This window comes from Delftia sp. PX-1, from assembly GCF_055797465.1.
In genome coordinates this window covers 4,156,619-4,173,021 of sequence record NZ_CP184763.1, presented here as the reverse complement: position 1 = coordinate 4,173,021, position 16,403 = coordinate 4,156,619, and the positions used below count along the sequence as shown (strand labels likewise).

17 protein-coding genes, 1 tRNA gene and 1 pseudogene are annotated in these 16,403 nt (G+C 63.7%); 8 read left to right on the top strand and 11 right to left on the bottom strand.

Annotated features, from left to right (window positions below):
* Positions 1-301 precede the first annotated feature (301 nt).
* On the top strand, positions 302-1,363 hold the full coding sequence (locus ACN20X_RS19165; RefSeq protein WP_047475355.1) for a helix-turn-helix domain-containing protein: 1,062 nt from the start codon (positions 302-304) through the stop codon (positions 1,361-1,363).
* Positions 1,364-1,498: 135 nt separating this feature from the next.
* Entirely contained in the window at positions 1,499-1,825 is a 327-nt protein-coding gene (locus ACN20X_RS19160; protein WP_016446204.1) for a 7(1) septoil knot domain-containing protein, read from the top strand.
* Between the two features lie 83 nt (positions 1,826-1,908).
* Here the strand turns inward: ACN20X_RS19160 and ACN20X_RS19155 are convergent.
* A tRNA-Gly gene (locus ACN20X_RS19155) sits at positions 1,909-1,982 on the bottom strand.
* A 1,324-nt stretch (positions 1,983-3,306) separates the two neighbouring features.
* Between ACN20X_RS19155 and ACN20X_RS19150 the strand changes: the two genes are divergently transcribed.
* The 4 genes and pseudogenes from ACN20X_RS19150 (at position 3,307) to ACN20X_RS19135 (ending at position 6,596) form a co-directional block, all read left to right on the top strand.
* A complete protein-coding gene (locus ACN20X_RS19150; protein ID WP_016447197.1) occupies positions 3,307-3,810 on the top strand; it encodes a GNAT family N-acetyltransferase in 504 nt (167 codons plus the stop codon).
* 443 nt (positions 3,811-4,253) lie between these two features.
* The gene (locus tag ACN20X_RS19145) at positions 4,254-4,790 is read left to right on the top strand and encodes a cysteine hydrolase family protein (protein ID WP_016447196.1); all 537 of its coding nucleotides are present in this window, start codon (positions 4,254-4,256) and stop codon (positions 4,788-4,790) included.
* 170 nt (positions 4,791-4,960) lie between these two features.
* Entirely contained in the window at positions 4,961-5,098 is a 138-nt protein-coding gene (locus tag ACN20X_RS19140) for a hypothetical protein (RefSeq protein WP_162233967.1), read from the top strand.
* Between the two features lie 710 nt (positions 5,099-5,808).
* Positions 5,809-6,596 (top strand): annotated as a pseudogene (locus ACN20X_RS19135) (class I SAM-dependent methyltransferase).
* A 36-nt stretch (positions 6,597-6,632) separates the two neighbouring features.
* Here the strand turns inward: ACN20X_RS19135 and ACN20X_RS19130 are convergent.
* From ACN20X_RS19130 to ACN20X_RS19115, 4 genes are all read right to left on the bottom strand, one after another.
* The gene (locus tag ACN20X_RS19130; protein ID WP_016447192.1) at positions 6,633-6,914 is read right to left on the bottom strand and encodes a hypothetical protein; all 282 of its coding nucleotides are present in this window, start codon (positions 6,912-6,914) and stop codon (positions 6,633-6,635) included.
* 99 nt (positions 6,915-7,013) lie between these two features.
* Entirely contained in the window at positions 7,014-7,262 is a 249-nt protein-coding gene (locus tag ACN20X_RS19125) for a hypothetical protein (protein ID WP_016451654.1), read from the bottom strand.
* Entirely contained in the window at positions 7,259-7,441 is a 183-nt protein-coding gene (locus ACN20X_RS19120; protein ID WP_016447190.1) for a hypothetical protein, read from the bottom strand. Before ACN20X_RS19120 ends, ACN20X_RS19125 begins: the two co-directional genes overlap by 4 nt.
* 200 nt (positions 7,442-7,641) lie before the next feature.
* Positions 7,642-7,863 carry a hypothetical protein gene (locus ACN20X_RS19115; RefSeq protein ID WP_017403888.1) on the bottom strand — a complete coding sequence of 74 codons (222 nt, stop codon included), beginning with the start codon at positions 7,861-7,863 and terminating at the stop codon, positions 7,642-7,644.
* Positions 7,864-8,385: 522 nt separating this feature from the next.
* On the opposite strand from ACN20X_RS19115, the gene ACN20X_RS19110 reads away from it, so the two are divergent.
* Both ACN20X_RS19110 and cyoE read left to right on the top strand, forming a co-directional pair.
* On the top strand, positions 8,386-9,576 hold the full coding sequence (locus ACN20X_RS19110; RefSeq protein WP_473209741.1) for a COX15/CtaA family protein: 1,191 nt from the start codon (positions 8,386-8,388) through the stop codon (positions 9,574-9,576).
* Positions 9,573-10,478 (top strand): heme o synthase, encoded by a 906-nt coding sequence (gene cyoE / locus ACN20X_RS19105; RefSeq protein WP_016447188.1) that lies wholly within the window; start codon positions 9,573-9,575, stop codon positions 10,476-10,478. Before ACN20X_RS19110 ends, cyoE begins: the two co-directional genes overlap by 4 nt.
* Positions 10,479-10,550: 72 nt before the next feature.
* On the opposite strand, the gene ACN20X_RS19100 is transcribed toward cyoE, so the two are convergent.
* The 6 genes from ACN20X_RS19100 to cyoB form a co-directional block, all read right to left on the bottom strand.
* Positions 10,551-11,087 carry a response regulator transcription factor gene (locus tag ACN20X_RS19100; RefSeq protein ID WP_012205888.1) on the bottom strand — a complete coding sequence of 179 codons (537 nt, stop codon included), beginning with the start codon at positions 11,085-11,087 and terminating at the stop codon, positions 10,551-10,553.
* A gap of 29 nt (positions 11,088-11,116) precedes the next feature.
* The gene (locus ACN20X_RS19095) at positions 11,117-12,418 is read right to left on the bottom strand and encodes an ATP-binding protein (RefSeq protein WP_016447187.1); all 1,302 of its coding nucleotides are present in this window, start codon (positions 12,416-12,418) and stop codon (positions 11,117-11,119) included.
* 113 nt (positions 12,419-12,531) lie between these two features.
* Positions 12,532-13,245: an SURF1 family protein gene (locus ACN20X_RS19090; RefSeq protein ID WP_473209740.1), complete on the bottom strand. Its 714-nt coding sequence runs from the start codon at positions 13,243-13,245 to the stop codon at positions 12,532-12,534.
* 71 nt (positions 13,246-13,316) lie between these two features.
* Complete coding sequence (gene cyoD, locus ACN20X_RS19085; RefSeq protein WP_016447185.1) at positions 13,317-13,751, bottom strand: cytochrome o ubiquinol oxidase subunit IV; 435 nt, start codon at positions 13,749-13,751, stop codon at positions 13,317-13,319.
* The gene (cyoC, locus tag ACN20X_RS19080; protein ID WP_016447184.1) at positions 13,752-14,384 is read right to left on the bottom strand and encodes a cytochrome o ubiquinol oxidase subunit III; all 633 of its coding nucleotides are present in this window, start codon (positions 14,382-14,384) and stop codon (positions 13,752-13,754) included.
* On the bottom strand, positions 14,377-16,383 hold the full coding sequence (gene cyoB / locus ACN20X_RS19075) for a cytochrome o ubiquinol oxidase subunit I (protein ID WP_016447183.1): 2,007 nt from the start codon (positions 16,381-16,383) through the stop codon (positions 14,377-14,379). Before cyoB ends, cyoC begins: the two co-directional genes overlap by 8 nt.
* Between the last annotated feature and the right edge of the window lie 20 nt (positions 16,384-16,403).

Here is a 16,403-nt window from a genome sequence, read left to right as displayed (position 1 = left end):
CGTTTTGACTCTTGAGAAACTCAAGCATCGATTCTCCAAGGTCTGTGAACGCTATCCACCGCCACAGGCTGAATGGCTGCTGGACCTGCCGAGGCACCAACTTCTGCGCATCTTCCTGCATCACTGCCTGGGTTGCATCTTGACGGGCTACCGTTCGTCAGTTTGATTCGCCCCAGCACACATTGCGTTACGATGCCGCGGCTCTCAAATGAAAGCCGTCCTGGGCGAGTGTGTCACAACGCCTTGGCTGCTATCGGAGGGACGGCTTCACCACGGCATTCTTTTGCCCAGATCATTCGACATGCAGACTCCGACCTCAGCCCTGCCGAGCACCACCTTCACCACCGAGCAGTGCCTGGAGGCGGACAGGTTCGACGCTTGGCGCAGCGGCATCTCTGTACTGTTCGATGTGACCCCGCTGGAACGCGGTACGGTGCGCGGTGGCTTCCACGCCTCGGTAGATGCAGTCCACTTGGGACAATTGCTTTTGGGAGACCTGCGCTTCGGTGCACAGCGCTTCTCGCGCGGACATGCACGCGCGGCCCATGACGGGCTGGACCACTATCTGGTGCAGTGGTACCGGGGAGGCGGCTTCACAGGGCGCTGTGACGATGGTCACGAGCTGACGGTGCAAGCAGGTGATGTGGTCTTCTTCGACATGGCTCGCTGCCAGCATACCGTTGCGGACGACTCCCATGTGCTCTCGTTGATCGTGCCCCGCAGCCTTGGTGACCAGGCAATGGGTGCATCGAGTTCAGGCTTGCACGGAACCGTGTTGACCCGCAGCAGCATCTTCGCCGGGCTATTGGCAGATCATCTTTGCGCTCTGCAGCGACGCCTGCCTTCCATCGGCCTGGAGCAGGCTGACGACATAGTGCATGCCACTACCCAGATGCTGGCAGCCTGCCTGCGCCCCAGTCTACGGACGGTGGCCGAGGCTCGGACTGAATTGCAGGCAGCAATGCTGGACCGTATCAAGCGCCATATCGCGCGAAACCTGGCTGCTCCCCTCTCGCCCGAGCTGCTTTGCCGGTGCTTCGGCATCTCACGTCACCGGCTCTACCACCTTTTCGAACCTTTGGGGGGTGTGATGCGCTATGTGCAGCAGCGACGGTTGCAAGAGGCCTTCCATGCCCTGTCAAACCCTGCCTACCGACGCCTGCGTGTCGCCGAGGTGGCCGCGCGCCTGGGCTTTGCCAGTGAGGCCCACTTCAGCCGCGCATTCCGGGCCAAATTCGGCCACACACCCAGCGACATACGCGCCATGGCGAATTCCACACGCGCGGCATGCATCAAGCCTCCTTCCGGGACCACTCCCGCCACCGTGGAGTATGCGGACTGGCTGCTTGGGCTCATGGCCTGAGTGCCGGATGGATGGTCTTGCCCCAGGCTGACGCTCGGTCGAAAACGTCAGGGGCTTCTGCATGCAGGATGCTCTAATAGGGCGGCCGCAAGCCACGGCCTGGCTTGTTTCCGAAGACCCACTCCCTTTTCGCATATGCATCTTCTGCAGCGTTGTAGCTTTGTCTTTGCCTGTCTTGCCCTGCCGGCATTCGTTCACGCCGCAGACTTCGACAAGAAAAACTGCACCTACAAAGGCATCCGCCTCTACGGCAAGGTCCAGCTCGTGCAGTCCTTCCCCGACATCAAGGTCCAGGCAACCAGTTCTTTCCCGGACCTCAAGGTCAAGGTGGTGAACTCCTCCGCAGACCGTTGCGGAGAGTGGCAGATCGTCACCTCTTTCCCTGACTTCAAGGTCCAGATGGTCAACTCCTTCCCGGACCTGAAAGTCGAGATGGGCAGTTCATCGCCTGGCGTGCGATAGAGCCCCGGCGCCGCTGCGGCGGCGCCTGCTCCTCAGTCCAGAGATTGGCCCGCGCGCGCAAATGAAGAGTGCGCGAGGAAAGCTGGAGCGGGCGATGGGAATCGAACCCACGTCATGAGCTTGGGAAGCTCAGGTCCTGCCATTGAACGACGCCCGCCTTGGTTGAGCCATTGTCGAATCATGCATTTCTTCGCTAGATGCTTGTTTTCTTGAGAGCTTCACGGCGCGTTTGCCGCAAAACCTCAACTTGGCACCCAGCGAAATCTATCTGCACCTGCAACCTTGGCGTAGGTTCGGGCGTAGGTTTTTGCCTCCTACGTCGCTGGCAATAGAACCTGCGCCATGACTCTGGGTGAGATTCTAGTGCTATTCGATTCGCGGTCTGCAAAGCAGCTTCAGCCAGGCTCGCACCTGCTCGTGAAGGGGTGCGATGAATTGCGATAGGTCACCTCCCAATCGCACAAAACACGGGCCTACCGCTACAAACAGCTCTGCTGGCCTGATGAAGTAGGTGAGGCTCGGGCACTGGCCCGAGATAGCGCTTTGCAGAGGCTGTCTCAGTTCAGGGAGACAAGCGCGGGGGTAGCGCAGGAGTTGATCCGGTCACTGCCCGTCGCAAGGCAGCACTGGCCAAACATGGTCCTGCCGTATCGTCTAAGGTGCGTGCGCTGCTGGAGGGTTTCCGCGATCACCTTGCGCGGAGCGCTCTGGCGCGAATGCTGGGCGAGGTACCAGAGCTTGCCTGGACAGTGCCGCGTGACGTGACCTGTGGCCAAGCTTACGACGTACTCGATAAGCGATGAGACCCTCGGCGGCCAAGCAGCTGCGGGCACAGCTGGGGCAGGCGTGGGACTGGGGCTCGATGCAGGAAAGATCGGTAGGGAGGCGCCGAACTGTTGGCGTAGCCTTCTCAAACGCCAGCTGTGTTCCAAGGGGAAAACCGCCGGGGGGAAGCATGTGGGGTTTCGGCGCCGGGTGCTGTCCCAGGCGGAACCGCGCAAGCTCCTGTCGTGTCCCCGGACGGATATGTCGCAGAGCGCGCTGGATGGCCAGCCCACTGACGTGCATGGTGGCCCTATAGGTTCCGCCCGGCTGTTTGTCATAGACGTTAGTGGCGATGGGTTCGGGTTTCGTGGTCACGATGCCGGTCCTTTCTGCTGCCGCAAGGGCTTGTGACCGGTCATTTCGAGGTTTCCTTTCTGAGAGGGGCAGTCGCCGAAGGGCAGGGCATCGTCGCGGTGGTGGTCTTTGGGCAACTACCAATGCATCAAGCTCATGCTAGAAGGCCTGAGTCCGGTGCAGTACCGAAATCAGGCCTTGAGCCGCTAACTTCCAACCGTCCAACTTCATGGGGTCAGTTCAAAGCGGGCTTCGTCGTTTCAATGGTGCACTTGACAAAGCTGTAGGGTGCAAGCGCGCTGCCAGGCTTCCGACGGATTCCTGGGCTGGCTACACTTTTCTTTCCACAGAGAAGGGAAGTCATGGGCACAGATATCTACGTTTCGACGCTGACCGCCGATCTGGAGCAGCAGTTCATCGACGCGGTCGGACAGAGCCGCAAACTGCACGCTCCATGGGTTTCGCCGCCCAGCACGGCACAGGAGTTCCAGGGCTACCTGGCTCGCGTGCAGGAGCCGTCGGGTGCGGCATTTGTGATCTGGGAGTGGCGCAGCGATGGTTTTGCCGGGGTCGTGCAGATCACGAACATCCTGATGGACCCGTTCCGCTCTGCCCATATCGACTTCTTTGCATTCTCGGGCTTCGAAGGGAAGGGCCTGATGAAGGAGGGCCTCGCGCATGTCGTGAAGCAGGTCTTCAGGACTTCGAAGCTGCATCGGCTGGAAGCCAACATTCAGCCTGAGAACAAGGCAGCCATAGCACTGGTGAAGTCCTGTGGTTTCAAGTTGGAGGGGTTGTCGCCCGCATTCATGAAAGTCGGTGGTCGCTGGCGAGATCACGAACGCTGGGCGCTGTTGTCCGCGTAGTCGCTGCCCGGATCCGTCAGCGCCTGAGGGTTCTCCATGAACTGGTCTCGCAAAGGACGCAGCACCTTGTCATCCTGGGAAGTGACGAGACGTCGAAGAAGGTGAAGCACACCGAGGTGCAGACAAGGCCTAACAGTGGGCTTGTTCTTGCCTGACGTATCCCCCGAAAACAGCTGGACAGCGTCCGGAACTACAGGGGCGAGATCTGCGGCGCGACAAACGCAAAAAAGCCGCATAGGTGCTGAGATGACAGGCGAAGGCGCTCGTTACAATGGAACTCCATGGTTCACTGCACTCTCACCACTACCATCTCCACGACCGCTTCCTGCGGACCGTGTGAAGTGCCGTGAGTCCCAGTTGAACCACTTCCCAGGCCCGCCAGCGATGGACAGGGCCCTTTTTTTTGCCCTTGCGTCGCCGGCACCACGCAAGGAGTTGTTCTCATGTTTGCTCTGTTAGTCCTCGATGTTCAGGTCGGCCTGGTCCGAGGCCCTGAACCCATGTGGCGCTGCACCGAGGTGCTGGACACCATCAACACCTTGATGGCACAGGCCCGCCGTGCGGGAGCGCCAGTTTTTCTGGCTCGTCACATCGGTCCCGTGGGAACGCCCATTGGCCCAGGCAGCCCACTGACCCAACTCGCACCCGAACTGCAACTGGACGGCAGTGAGGTTGTGTTCGAAAAACACCGCCCAAGCGCCTTTGCAGGCACCGATCTGTTGCAGCAGCTTCAAGCACGCAACGTGACCGGCCTGGTCATCACCGGCATGAAGACTCAGTACTGCGTGGACACCAATTGCCGGGTCGCTCGCGATCTGGGCCTTGATGCCGTCCTTATTGCGGATGGACATACTTGTGCCGACACCCCCCAGCTTGCAGCGCAGAAGATTGTGGAACACCACAACGCGACGCTGGCAGGGGCGTTTTGCGCGGTCATGCCCGCAAACGCCTGGGATTTCTCGGCACCGGTTCACACCTGATCTGCGGAGTCCGCCCATATTGAGGCACACGCTAGCGATTGCAGCGCCATTTGTCTTTCAGACCACCGGGCCATGGGCCAATGCCGACGGCCTGGTCCTGCCTTGCGCTGATTCCCTGACCTGTGCTTGTCCGACAAGGGCGTGCCTGGGCGGCACCCATGCTTGAGGCCATGAACACACCTCCTCCCAACACCCCTGGCCAAGTGCCCACGTCGTCGTCCCGCAACCGGTTCGCCACCAAGCGGACCATGTACATCGCCGCAGCCGTCGTGGCCGTGGCGCTGATGATGGTGTTTGCGCCCTGGTAGGCGCGATCCACTGTCATGGTCCCGCCCATGCCCGAAAGGGCATGAGAAAGCCCGCCATTTGGCGGGCTGTCGTTTTGGGGAATCGCTTGCCTCAGTGCGCAGGGTGCGCCGTCGGTGCTTGCGCCGTGGGGAGTCGGGCCAGCTTCTGCGAGCAATCGCTGCACACGTGCCACGCATGGAATTGGCGGGCGCCTGTGGCGGGCTTTTCCTGTTCGCACTGCATGCAGAAGACGGCGGGGGCCAGGTCCAGGAGCCGGATCGGCTCTCTGCCTTTCTTGGGACTACGCATAGCTCTCCTTCAAAGTGTTGCTCCTCGGTATCCATTGGGCGCCGGGTTGGAAAAGGCGGTCGTCAGCGGGCGCGCCAAGGCGCAGCAGAAGCCGGCGCCATCGAGGGTGCGTGTTCAACTTACAGCCAGGCCGTCTCACGGTTGTGACTTTTGCATGACCGTGTGGGGAAGGCGCCGCAGCTGTTTGACAGCGTGCTTCGGGCAGCCCTAGAATTTTTGCTCCCATCCCTGCGACCATTGCGAGCCTGACATGAACCTGTGACGCCTTCGGACCTTCGTCCGACCAATCCCCCGAAGCCCTTTGCCGGCCGACGGCGGACGCCTGCGTCACCTCCTGCCTGTTCGTTGATTGCTCTGCGTTTCCTGAACGCAACCCGGCGTCGCCGTGCGGCCTCCTTTCGGAATTTTTGAAAGAGTGCCCATGACGGAATCCATCGATATCCTTACCCAAACACGGCCGCCTGGAACCAGCAGGCTGCCAAGTCCTGCGACTGGTCGCGCCCGGTCGACAGCGCCGAAATAGCACGGGCCCGCGCCGGAAGCTGGCAGGCGCGGCTCACGCCAGGCCCCTTGCCTGCCGGCTGGCTGGATGATGTACGCGGCCTGCGCATCCTCTGCCTTGCCAGCGGCGGCGGCCAGCAGGCGCCCATTCTTGCTGCGGCGGGCGCCCAGGTCACCGTCTTCGACGCCTCAGCCGGCCAGCTTGCGCAGGACCGGCACGTGGCCGAGCGCGAAGGCCTTGCGCTGACCTGCGTGCAGGGCGATATGCGCGATCTGGGGGTCTTTGCAGACGCCAGCTTTGATGTGATCTTTCACCCCATCTCCAACCTCTACGTGCCCGATGTGCGGCCCGTATGGCGTGAATGCGCGCGGGTGCTGACGACGGGCGGGCGTCTTCTGTCCAGCTTCTGGAATCCGGTGGTCTTCGTGGAGGACCGTGATCCTGCATTGCGCGAGCAAGGACTCGTGCGGCCCGCATGGCGCCTGCCGTATTCCGATGTGGCAGATTTGCCGCCCGAGGCGATTGCGGCCAAGCGCGAGCGCAACGAGGCCCTGGTGTTCGGCCATACGCTGGCCGATCAGATCGGGGGGCAGTTGGATGCGGGGCTTGTGCTGACGGGCTTCCACGAGGACTGGCAGCCCCACGCCCGTTTTGTGATCGAGAAGTTCGTGCCGACCTTCATTGCGACACGTTCGATGAAGGTCTGAACGCGCTACCTACGGCCTGGACCGGCCTTGCCGCGCTCAGGTGCGCAAGGCCGGTATCCAGGTCTGTTGCTGGGCGGGTTCTGCCACGGGCTGCGCCGGTTGCGGTCGGGGAGCAGGGCCTTTGGCCTGGGGCGATGGCTGGGCCTGCCGCACCTGCTCGGCGCCGGACTTGGCCAGCAGCAGCATCACGGCCATGCAGATCAACGTCAGCAAGAGCACCACGCAGATGGGGCCCAGATCCACGGAGGCGATGTCCAGCCCCTTCAGCGACTGCCAGCGTTCTGAGCGTATTTCCAGCGGTTCTTCGGGATCGGCCATGACACCTCCACTGCGTTGAGTGTGCCTCCATGCTAGGCGCAAGTGAGCATGCAAACAATATGGGAACTTCGCCAGGATGCGAGGGTATACCGCAGGCAGCTACTTGACCCACATCAATTGCGCCGCCACGGCCAGGGCGATGGCCAGCAGCACCAGCAGCACCAGCCTTGCCACGATGGTGACCGCCTTGCGGCGCGCTGCTTTGCGGGTGTTGCGCGGACGAGGTGGGGTAGGCGGCGGCTCCGTGGCATCCAGGGCTGCAATTCTTTCCAACCAGTCCTGGGTTGTTGGCAGGGCAGTGGCGGGCGGTAACGAGGACGGGGACGAACCGGGCTTGCCGCGGTTCATGGCTCCAGCTCCTGCCGCATCTCTTCCAGCACCTCCAAGGCACCCTGAATCATGGCTTGCCTGTGCTCCAGCGCAGCCTTCTGGGTCTGCAGCCGTTCCAGCTGCTCGGCTACCTGCGCCTCGTCGGCCCGCAGCTTCTTCAGCCGCTCCTGTATGGCCTCCATTTCCGGGGCGCTCATCTGCCAATCCTCCAGCATGCGAAGGGCGGGGCACGTGGCCCGGTCCCTTCTCACAATTCACACGAATGCCGGCAATTATCTGTGCGTCTTAGCGACTGGCTATGAATGAATTGATATAGATTGTCATCGGCTGGCGCAGAAGGGGGCCGAAAGCTTGCCGCTGCATGCGCACGGTGCTGCGCAGATCAGAGCAGCGCAGTTCAATGCGCGAGGAATTTGAGAAAGATCCGCCCCTGCCGGGTTCTGACCTCGGTCCCTTCGATAAAGCCCATCAGTCTGGCCGAGCCGTCCATGGAGTACAGCGCCGGCCCATCGATGCGGTAGATGAGCCTGGTCCCGCACCGGACGAATTCATCGCCTTCGACACGCCCGATTTCGTGTCCGCGCCCATCAAGCACAGTCCACGAGCGTCCTGCAATCATGGCCTCACCCGGCGGTTGCCGGTCCCCAAGTGAAAGCGTCAATCTAAGGAACGCTGGGCGTCTGAGTCTGAGCGAATCTGAGCAGTTGTGCAAAGCCGGGCCACCGATGCCTCGGGTGGCACCCTGCGCAAATTCGTGTGCGCCCGGCCCAAGCCGCATCACGCCGGCCAAAAGAAGCTGGCTGCGGTCTAGGGGCACTGCGCGCTTGGGCGCTTGAGTGGTGCGCAGGCAAGTAGAATTGTTTCATATCAAAGACATGCTGCTCTGAAAGTTGCAGCGACCGGGCCCGCTTGGCGGGCCTTGTGCATGGGGCGCCGTCCCGCAGCCTGTATCTGGGTGCATGTCCTGATTCTCTGTGGGCCCGGCCTGCGATCCAATCTCGCGCATGGGGCTGAGCCTTCTCGTCAAATTGCTCTCATTTATGAAGTTCTGCTGTCGCCAACCGGATGCGCCTGTGGCATTGCCTTGCGGCTTGCCTGGGGTCAGTTCCGTCCGGTGGACGCTGCGCTGCGGAGGGCGGAGGTGAACGAGCAGGCGCTGTACGATCTGGCCCCCGTTCTGGAGCTGATGCTGCTGGGCCTGTTGCTGGCGCTGGGACCCTTGGCCTGGGTGTGGCTGCGCAACCGCAACGGTGGCTCGCTCAAGCGGCTGCAGGCACTGTCGGTGCTGACGCTGTTCCTGACTTTCGACCTGGTGCTGTTCGGCGCCTTTACGCGTTTGACCGATTCCGGCCTGGGCTGCCCTGACTGGCCGGGCTGCTATGGCAGCGCCAGCCCCATGGGCGCCCGCGCGCAGATTGCCGAGGCGCAGGCCGCCATGCCCACCGGGCCGGTGACGCATGGCAAGGCATGGATAGAGATGGTCCACCGCTATCTGGCCACCACCGTGGGCGTGCTCATCATCGCCATGACCATCATGGCCTGGCGGCGTGCGCGCCGCCAGGGCAGGGCGGGTGGCGCCCAAGGCGTGGAAGGCGCACGGCGGGGGGCCATGAGCCCCTGGTGGCCCACGCTGGCGCTGTTCTGGGTCTGCCTGCAGGGTGCCTTTGGCGCCTGGACCGTGACCATGAAGCTGTTTCCGGCCATCGTGACCCTGCACCTGCTGGGCGGCACGGGCCTGCTGGCCTTGCTGTGCGTGCCCGCCGTGGGGCTGAGCCGGGCGGCTCGCCAGCAGCAGGCAACGGTGATTTCCCCGGGCCTGCGTGCTCTGCTGTGGCTGGGCCTGGGCTTGCTGGTGCTGCAGGTGGCACTGGGTGGCTGGGTCAGCACCAACTATGCGGTGCTGGCCTGCAGCAGTTTTCCGACCTGCCAGGGCAGTTGGTGGCCGGCCATGGATTTTTCGCAGGCGCTGCAGATCTGGCGTCCGCTGGGCCTGCTGCAGGACGGCAGCAACATCAGCCTTGCGGGCCTCACGGCCATCCACTATCTGCACCGCCTTGCGGCCTATGTGGTGGTGGCCGCGCTTGCCGGGCTGTGGTGGCGGTTGGGCGAGGCGCCTGCCCTGGCGCCGCAGCGCCGCGTGCTGGCTGGGTTTTTGGTGTTGCAGGTGCTGACAGGCCTGTCGAACGTGGTGCTGGACTGGCCGCTGGTGGCTGCAGTGCTGCATACGGGTGGCGCAGCCGCGCTGGTGACCGTGATTGTTTGGTGCCTGGCGGCCAGTCGCCCGGGCACGCTGCGGGCCGGGTTGCCGGTTGCCCGTGGAGAGATTGCATGAGTAAACAAGCTTCCCTGAGTGTCGAGTCCTCACGCTGGACGCAGTTCTATGCCCTGACCAAGCCCCGCGTGGTGCAGTTGATCGTGTTCTGCGCGCTGATCGGCATGGTGCTGGCCGTGCCGGGCTGGCCCAACGCCGACCAGTGGCTGCACATGGCGCTGGCCTGCCTGGGCATCTGGCTGGTGGCGGGCGCCGCAGCGGCCTTCAACTGCCTGGTGGAGCGCCATATCGATGCGCGCATGAAGCGCACCTCCTGGCGGCCCACGGCGCGCGGGGAGCTGACCAGCCAGCAGGCCCTGGCCTTCTCGGCCATCCTGTGCACGCTGGGTGCGCTGGTGCTGCTGCTGTGCACCAATCCGCTGACCATGTGGCTGACGCTGGCCACCTTCGTGGGCTATGCCGTGATCTACACGGTGATCCTCAAGCCCGCCACGCCGCAGAACATCGTGATCGGCGGCGCCTCCGGCGCCATGCCGCCCGTGCTGGGCTGGGCCGCGATGACGGGCCAGGTCGGACCCGAGGCGCTGATCCTGTTTCTCATCATCTTCCTGTGGACGCCTCCGCATTTCTGGGCGCTGGCGCTGTACCGCGTGGAGGACTACCGCCAGTCGGGCCTGCCGATGCTGCCCGTCACGCATGGCAGCGAGTACACGCGGCTGCAGATCCTGCTGTACACGGTGATCCTGTTCGCAGCCTGCATGCTGCCCTTCATGTACGGCATGAGCTCCTGGCTGTACCTGGTGGTGGCCGTGGTGCTGAGCGTGGGCTTTTGCGGCTATGCCTTCGCGCTGTGGCGCAATTACTCGGACGAGCTGTCGCGCAGGACTTTCCGCTTCTCGCTGGTGCATCTGAGTGTGCTGTTCCTGGCACTGCTGATCGATCACTACCTCTGGCTGGGCTGATGGCCTGAGGGCCATGGCCGCGCAATGACAAACCGGGCCCTTGAGGCCCGGTTTGTCTTGGTGCCTGCCGTCTTACTTGATCTGCCGCTTTTCCAGCTTGCGCGCCAGCGTGCGCCGGTGCATGCCCAGGCGGCGTGCGGCCTCGGAGATGTTGAAGTCGCTCTCGGCCAGGGTTTCGTGGATGTGTTCCCACTCCAGTGTCTTAATGGAAGTGGGGTTGCGCGACAGCTCCACGTCGGTGCGGCCTTCGAGGCGGCCGAAGGCGGCCTCGATGTCGTCGGTGTTGGACGGCTTGGCCAGGTAGTGGCAGGCGCCGAGCTTGACGGCCTCCACGGCCGTGGCAATGCTGGCATAGCCGGTGAGCACGACGATCAGCGCCTCGGGGTTGTGCTGGTGCAGCATCTGCACGCAGCTCAGGCCCGAGGCATTGCCGGCCAGCTTGAGGTCCATGACGGCGTATTGCGGCGAATGCGTCTGCAGCAGCTCGCGCACTTCCTCGGCGCTGGCGGCCTGCAGCACGCGGTAGCCGCGCCGCTCGAACGATCGCGTCAGCGTGCGTGCAAACGTTGCATCGTCTTCAACCAGCAGCAGGAGGCGGGAGCTGTCCATGGGCGATTCGGGTTCCTGTGGGCGCCGCTTCAGGCGCCGGGTTCAATGGCAATCGATGACAGGGGCAGGCGGATCTCCACCTCGCTGCCCCTGGGCGGGGTGTTCCTCACCTGAACGCGTCCGCCCAGCGAGCGCGCCACGTTGAGCACCAGGAACAGGCCCAGTCCGCGGCCCGGGCGCTCCGTCTTGGTGGAGATATGGCGCTGGCCCAGCTGCTCCAGCACGGCAGGTGCAAAGCCGGGACCCTTGTCGCGCACGGTTATGCACAGCATGCCGGTGCGCACGGACAGGTGCAGCGCCACATGGCCGGGAGATGCCTCGGCGGCATTGTCGAGCACATTGCAAACCATTTGCTGCAACGCGGTATCCGAAAGAATGGGGAAGTCCTCTTCGGCCTGGACATAGTCGAAACGCTCCACCGCATGGCGTGACTGCCATTGGGCGACCACTCCATCCATGAAGGCATGCAAGGTCGTGGCCTGGGGCGCGTCGGCGCGGGTTTCGCCGGCGGACATGAGCACGCTGGAGACGATGGATTTGCAGCGCAGCAGCTGCTGCTGCATCTCCTGCAGGTCGGCGAGCAGATCGGGATCTTGCGTGATGACGGGCATGCGCTGCCAGTCGCCCAGGATGACGGACATGGTCGACAGCGGCGTGCCCAGCTCGTGCGCCGCGCCCGTGGCCAGCAGGCCCATGCGCACGATGTGCTCTTCCTCGCTGGCGCGCTGGCGCATGTTGGCCAGCCGCGCGTCGCGCCGTCGCAGGTTGGAGACGATGCGGCGCAGGAAGACCACCAGCAGCACCGTGGTCAGCCCGAAGCTGATCAGGATGCCGCTCACGTACAGGCCGGGCAGCCCGTCCGGCCCCGCCGCGCCAATGGGCAAGGGCCAGTGCACGATGGCCAGCACCAGGGTGCACAGCGATGTGCTGGCGACGATGATCCAGGCGTGCACGGGCCTGAGCAGCACGGCGCCCAGAATGCCCTGCAGCAGGAACAGGTAGATGAAGGGATTGCTGGCGCCGCCGCTCAGATACAGCTGTATGGCCAGGGCGAGCACGTCGGCCAGCAGGGCCAGGAACAGGTTGCGCGCTGAGATCTGGCGGCGGTGGCTGCGGTACCAGTAGATGTAGCCGAGGTTGGTGAACACACTGGCCATCAGCACCAGGGCCATGGCCGGCAGCGGCAGGTTGATGCCGAAGCCGTAATGCACCAGGGAGATGGTGATCACCTGCCCGACCACGGCAAACCAGCGCAGCTGTATCAGCAGCTGCATGTTCTGGCGTTCGGTGGTGCGCTCGACGCGGAACAGGGACTCTGAAGGCGAATTCACGCGGGCGATTGTGCGCTACCGCAGGCAGCCGTGGCGCGGCAGGGTCTTGTAGAGGACTGAAGAAAAAGGGCCACCGATGTCATCGATGGCCCCATTGCCTGCGCAAGGCGGTTCTATGGCTTGTCGGCCGGCTGCCGGTCATTGCGCCTGACCAGCCAGGCGGCACCGACCACCATCAGCGCCAATCCGTACCAGGTCAGTGCGTAGACCAGGTGGCTGTTGGGAAAGCGGATCACGGTCATGCCCGGGCGCGGCCAGGTGCCGTCCGCCACGGGCTGGCCGGGCAGGCCGGCGTCGATGAAATAGGGCGCTGCCTTGCCAAGGCCCTGGGCCTGTGCAATGGCCGCCACATCGCGCGAGAACCAGCGCTGCTGAGCAGGATCGTTCTCGCGCAGAAAACCGCCGCGCGGCTCGCTGATGCGCAGCAGGCCGGACACCGTCACTTGGTCCTGGGATGCCTGCCCGGGCTGCGCCTGCCAGCGTGCGCGCTGCTCCGTGGGGATGAAGCCCCGGTTGACCAGCACCTGGCTGCCATCGTCCAGCTGCAGCGGCATCAGCACCCAGAAGCCTGCTCCCAGCTCGGTCACGGCCTGGGTCAGCACGGTCTTGCCTGTCAGCCATTGGCCGCTGGCCTGCACAGCGCGGTATTCATGGTCGGCGGCCGTGATCTGCGGCCATTCGGCGGGCGGGGGCAGGGCAGCGGGCGCGGCGTGCACGCGCTGCTCCACGCGCTCTATGAGATCCAGCTTCCAGGCGCGGCGCTGCACCTGCCAGCTGCCCAGGAAGATGAAGCCCAAAAACAAGGCGATGCCCACCGAGATGAGCATCGCCTGAGCGAGTGGGCCGCGCCGGCGCGATGCGCCTGCGCGGCTGGAGGGCCCGGAGTTTCCGGATGCGGTCAAGGCGTGACCACGGCCGGTGCCGTCTGCGCCGCAGGATCGGCCGGCATGGTGTGCTGGGGCATCATGTTGGTGTTCATGTGGAACATGACCCACAGCGTGCCTGCGATGCCGATGGCCACGAAGACCACGGTGAAGATGGTGGACAGCAGGGTCCAGCCGCCTTCGATCTTGCCGTTCATGTGCAGGAAGAAGACCATGTGGACCAGGATCTGCACCACGGCGAAGCCGCCGAGCACCATCACGGCCGTCGAGCGGTCCGAGATGATGTTGCCCATCACCAGCCAGAACGGAATGGCCGTCAGGATGATCGAGAGCACGAAGCCCCACATGTAGCCCGAGAACGTGCTGTGCGGGCCGGCATCGTGGTGGTGGTCGTCATGGCCGTGATGGTCGTGGTGACCGTGGCCGGCGTGGATGTCGTGTGCAGCCATTTACAGCACCCCCATCAGATAAACAAAAGTGAAGACGCCGATCCAGACCACGTCCAAGAAGTGCCAGAACATCGACAGGCACATCAGGCGGCGGTTGTTCTCGTGCGTCAGGCCGTGCTTGTTGATCTGGATCATCAGCGTGACCAGCCAGATCAGGCCGAAGGTCACGTGCAGGCCGTGGGTGCCCACCAGCGTGAAGAACGAGGACAGGAAGGCGCTGCGCTGAGGGCCAGCGCCCTCGTGCAGCAGGTGGGAGAACTCATAGAGTTCCAGGCCCAGGAAGCACAGGCCGAACAGGCCGGTGATGGCCAGCCACATCTGCGTGCCGCCCAGCTTGCCCTGCTGCTTTTGCAGCATGGCGAAGCCGAAGGTGATGGACGACAGCAGCAGGAAGGCCGTGTTCATCGCCACCAGGGGCAGGTCGAACAGCTGGGCGCCCGTGGGGCCTGCAGCGTAGTTGCGGCCCAGCACGCCATAGGTGGCGAACAGCGCTGCAAAGATCAGGCAGTCGCTCATCAGGTAGAGCCAGAAGCCCAGAGCGGTGCCGTTTTCGGGATGGGGCTCCTCGGCGAGGTGGTACTCACGCGGGGCCAGGGCGGCAGCGCCGCCTGCGGTGTAACGGATATCAGACATGACGTGCCAGCTGTTGTGTGCGCAGTTCTTCCGTGGCCGCGACTTCCGCGGCGGGGATGTAGTAGTCGCGCTTGTAGTTGAACGTGTGGATGATCGACGCCAGCACGGTGGCGGCGAAGGACACGATGGCCAGGGGCCACATGTGCCAGATCATCGCGAAGCCGAAGACCGTGGACAGCGCAGCGATCACGACACCGGCGCCGGTGTTGGCGGGCATGTGCACGGGCTTGAAGCCGGTCAGCGGACGCTGGTAGCCGTGCTTCTTCATATCCCACCAGGCATCGATCTCATGCACCACGGGCGTGAAGGCGAAGTTGTACTGGGGCGGGGGCGAGGATGTGGCCCACTCCAGCGTGCGGCCTTCCCATGGATCGCCGGTTTCGTCACGCAGCTGGTCGCGCTTGAAGTAGCTGACCACGAGCTGCATCAGGAAGCTGCCGATGCCCAGGGCCACCAGGCCTGCGCCGCAGGCGGCGATGATGAACCAGATCTGCAGCGAGGGGTCCTCGAAGTGGTTGGCGCGGCGCGTCACACCCATCAGGCCCAGCACGTACAGCGGCGTGAAGGCCACCCAGAAGCCGACCAGCCAGAACCAGAACGAGCACTTGCCCCAGAACTCGTCGAGCTTGTAGCCGAAGGCCTTGGGGAACCAGAAGTTGATGCCGGCGAACACGCCGAACACCACGCCGCCGATGATCACGTTGTGGAAGTGGGCGATCAGGAACAGGCTGTTGTGCAGCACGAAGTCGGCCGGGGGAACGGCCAGCAGCACGCCGGTCATGCCGCCGATGGCGAAGGTGCACATGAAGCCCACGGTCCACAGCATCGGCACGGTGAAGCGGATGCGGCCGCGGTACATGGTGAACAGCCAGTTGAAGATCTTGGCGCCCGTCGGGATCGAAATGATCATCGTCGTGATGCCGAAGAACGTGTTCACGCTGGCGCCCGAGCCCATGGTGAAGAAGTGGTGCAGCCACACCAGGTAGGACAGGATGGTGATACACACCGTCGCGTACACCATGGAGGTGTAGCCGAACAGGCGCTTGCGGCTGAAGGTCGAGACGATCTCGGAGAAGATGCCGAAGCACGGCAGGATCAGGATGTAGACCTCGGGGTGGCCCCAGATCCAGATCAGGTTCACGTACAGCATGGGGTTGCCGCCCAGGTCGTTCGTGAAGAAGTTCGTGCCGACGTAGCGGTCCAGCGACATCAGCACCAGGGCTGCGGTCAGGATGGGGAACGAGGCCACGATCAGCGCGTTGGTGCACAGGGCAGTCCAGGTGAAGACGGGCATCTTCATCAGGTTCATGCCGGGTGCGCGCATCTTGATGATGGTCACGATCAGGTTGATGCCCGACAGCGTGGTGCCGACACCGGCCACCTGCAACCCCCAGATGTAGTAGTCAAGCCCCACCCCCGGGTTCTGCGCCCCCAGGTTGGACAGGGCCAGCCAGCCGGAGGTGGAGAACTCGCCCAGGAACAGCGAGATCATCACCAGCACGGCGCCGCCCGTGGTCATCCAGAAGCTGAAGTTGTTCAGGAACGGGAAGGACACGTCGCGGGCGCCGATCTGCAGCGGCACCAGGTAGTTCATCAGGCCGGTCACGAAGGGCATGGCCACGAAGAAGATCATGATCACGCCGTGGGCCGTGAAGATCTGGTCGTAGTGGTGCGGAGGCAGGTAGCCCAGGTTGTCGCCGAAGGCCATGGCCTGCTGCAGGCGCATCATCAGCGCATCTGCGAAGCCGCGCAGCAGCATGACCAGACCGAGGATCATGTACATGATGCCGATCTTCTTGTGGTCGATGCTGCACAGCCAGTCGCGCCACAGCGGGCCCCACAGGCGGAACTTAGTGAGAAGGCCCAGCACGCCGAGGCCGCCGAGCACCACGGCGATGAAGGTCACCAGCACGATGGGCTCATGCGCCATCGGGATGGAGTCCCAGGTGATGCGTCCCAGCAGCCAGTGGGCCTGTGCCGGGGAGGTATGTTCAGACATATCGAGTCTCTTAGGTCGTT

What these genes read in the sequence shown, in the direction of transcription:
- ACN20X_RS19165 (WP_047475355.1), top strand. Translation starts at nt 302, where the DNA reads ATGCAGACTCCGACCTCAGCCCTGCCGAGCACCACCTTCACCACCGAG.
- ACN20X_RS19160 (WP_016446204.1), top strand. Translation starts at nt 1,499, where the DNA reads ATGCATCTTCTGCAGCGTTGTAGCTTTGTCTTTGCCTGTCTTGCCCTG.
- ACN20X_RS19150 (WP_016447197.1), top strand. Translation starts at nt 3,307, where the DNA reads ATGGGCACAGATATCTACGTTTCGACGCTGACCGCCGATCTGGAGCAG.
- ACN20X_RS19145 (WP_016447196.1), top strand. Translation starts at nt 4,254, where the DNA reads ATGTTTGCTCTGTTAGTCCTCGATGTTCAGGTCGGCCTGGTCCGAGGC.
- ACN20X_RS19140 (WP_162233967.1), top strand. Translation starts at nt 4,961, where the DNA reads ATGAACACACCTCCTCCCAACACCCCTGGCCAAGTGCCCACGTCGTCG.
- ACN20X_RS19130 (WP_016447192.1), bottom strand. Translation starts at nt 6,914, where the DNA reads ATGGCCGATCCCGAAGAACCGCTGGAAATACGCTCAGAACGCTGGCAG.
- ACN20X_RS19125 (WP_016451654.1), bottom strand. Translation starts at nt 7,262, where the DNA reads ATGAACCGCGGCAAGCCCGGTTCGTCCCCGTCCTCGTTACCGCCCGCC.
- ACN20X_RS19120 (WP_016447190.1), bottom strand. Translation starts at nt 7,441, where the DNA reads ATGAGCGCCCCGGAAATGGAGGCCATACAGGAGCGGCTGAAGAAGCTG.
- ACN20X_RS19115 (WP_017403888.1), bottom strand. Translation starts at nt 7,863, where the DNA reads ATGATTGCAGGACGCTCGTGGACTGTGCTTGATGGGCGCGGACACGAA.
- cyoE (WP_016447188.1), top strand. Translation starts at nt 9,573, where the DNA reads ATGAGTAAACAAGCTTCCCTGAGTGTCGAGTCCTCACGCTGGACGCAG.
- ACN20X_RS19100 (WP_012205888.1), bottom strand. Translation starts at nt 11,087, where the DNA reads ATGGACAGCTCCCGCCTCCTGCTGCTGGTTGAAGACGATGCAACGTTT.
- ACN20X_RS19090 (WP_473209740.1), bottom strand. Translation starts at nt 13,245, where the DNA reads ATGCTCATCTCGGTGGGCATCGCCTTGTTTTTGGGCTTCATCTTCCTG.
- cyoD (WP_016447185.1), bottom strand. Translation starts at nt 13,751, where the DNA reads ATGGCTGCACACGACATCCACGCCGGCCACGGTCACCACGACCATCAC.
- cyoC (WP_016447184.1), bottom strand. Translation starts at nt 14,384, where the DNA reads ATGTCTGATATCCGTTACACCGCAGGCGGCGCTGCCGCCCTGGCCCCG.
- cyoB (WP_016447183.1), bottom strand. Translation starts at nt 16,383, where the DNA reads ATGTCTGAACATACCTCCCCGGCACAGGCCCACTGGCTGCTGGGACGC.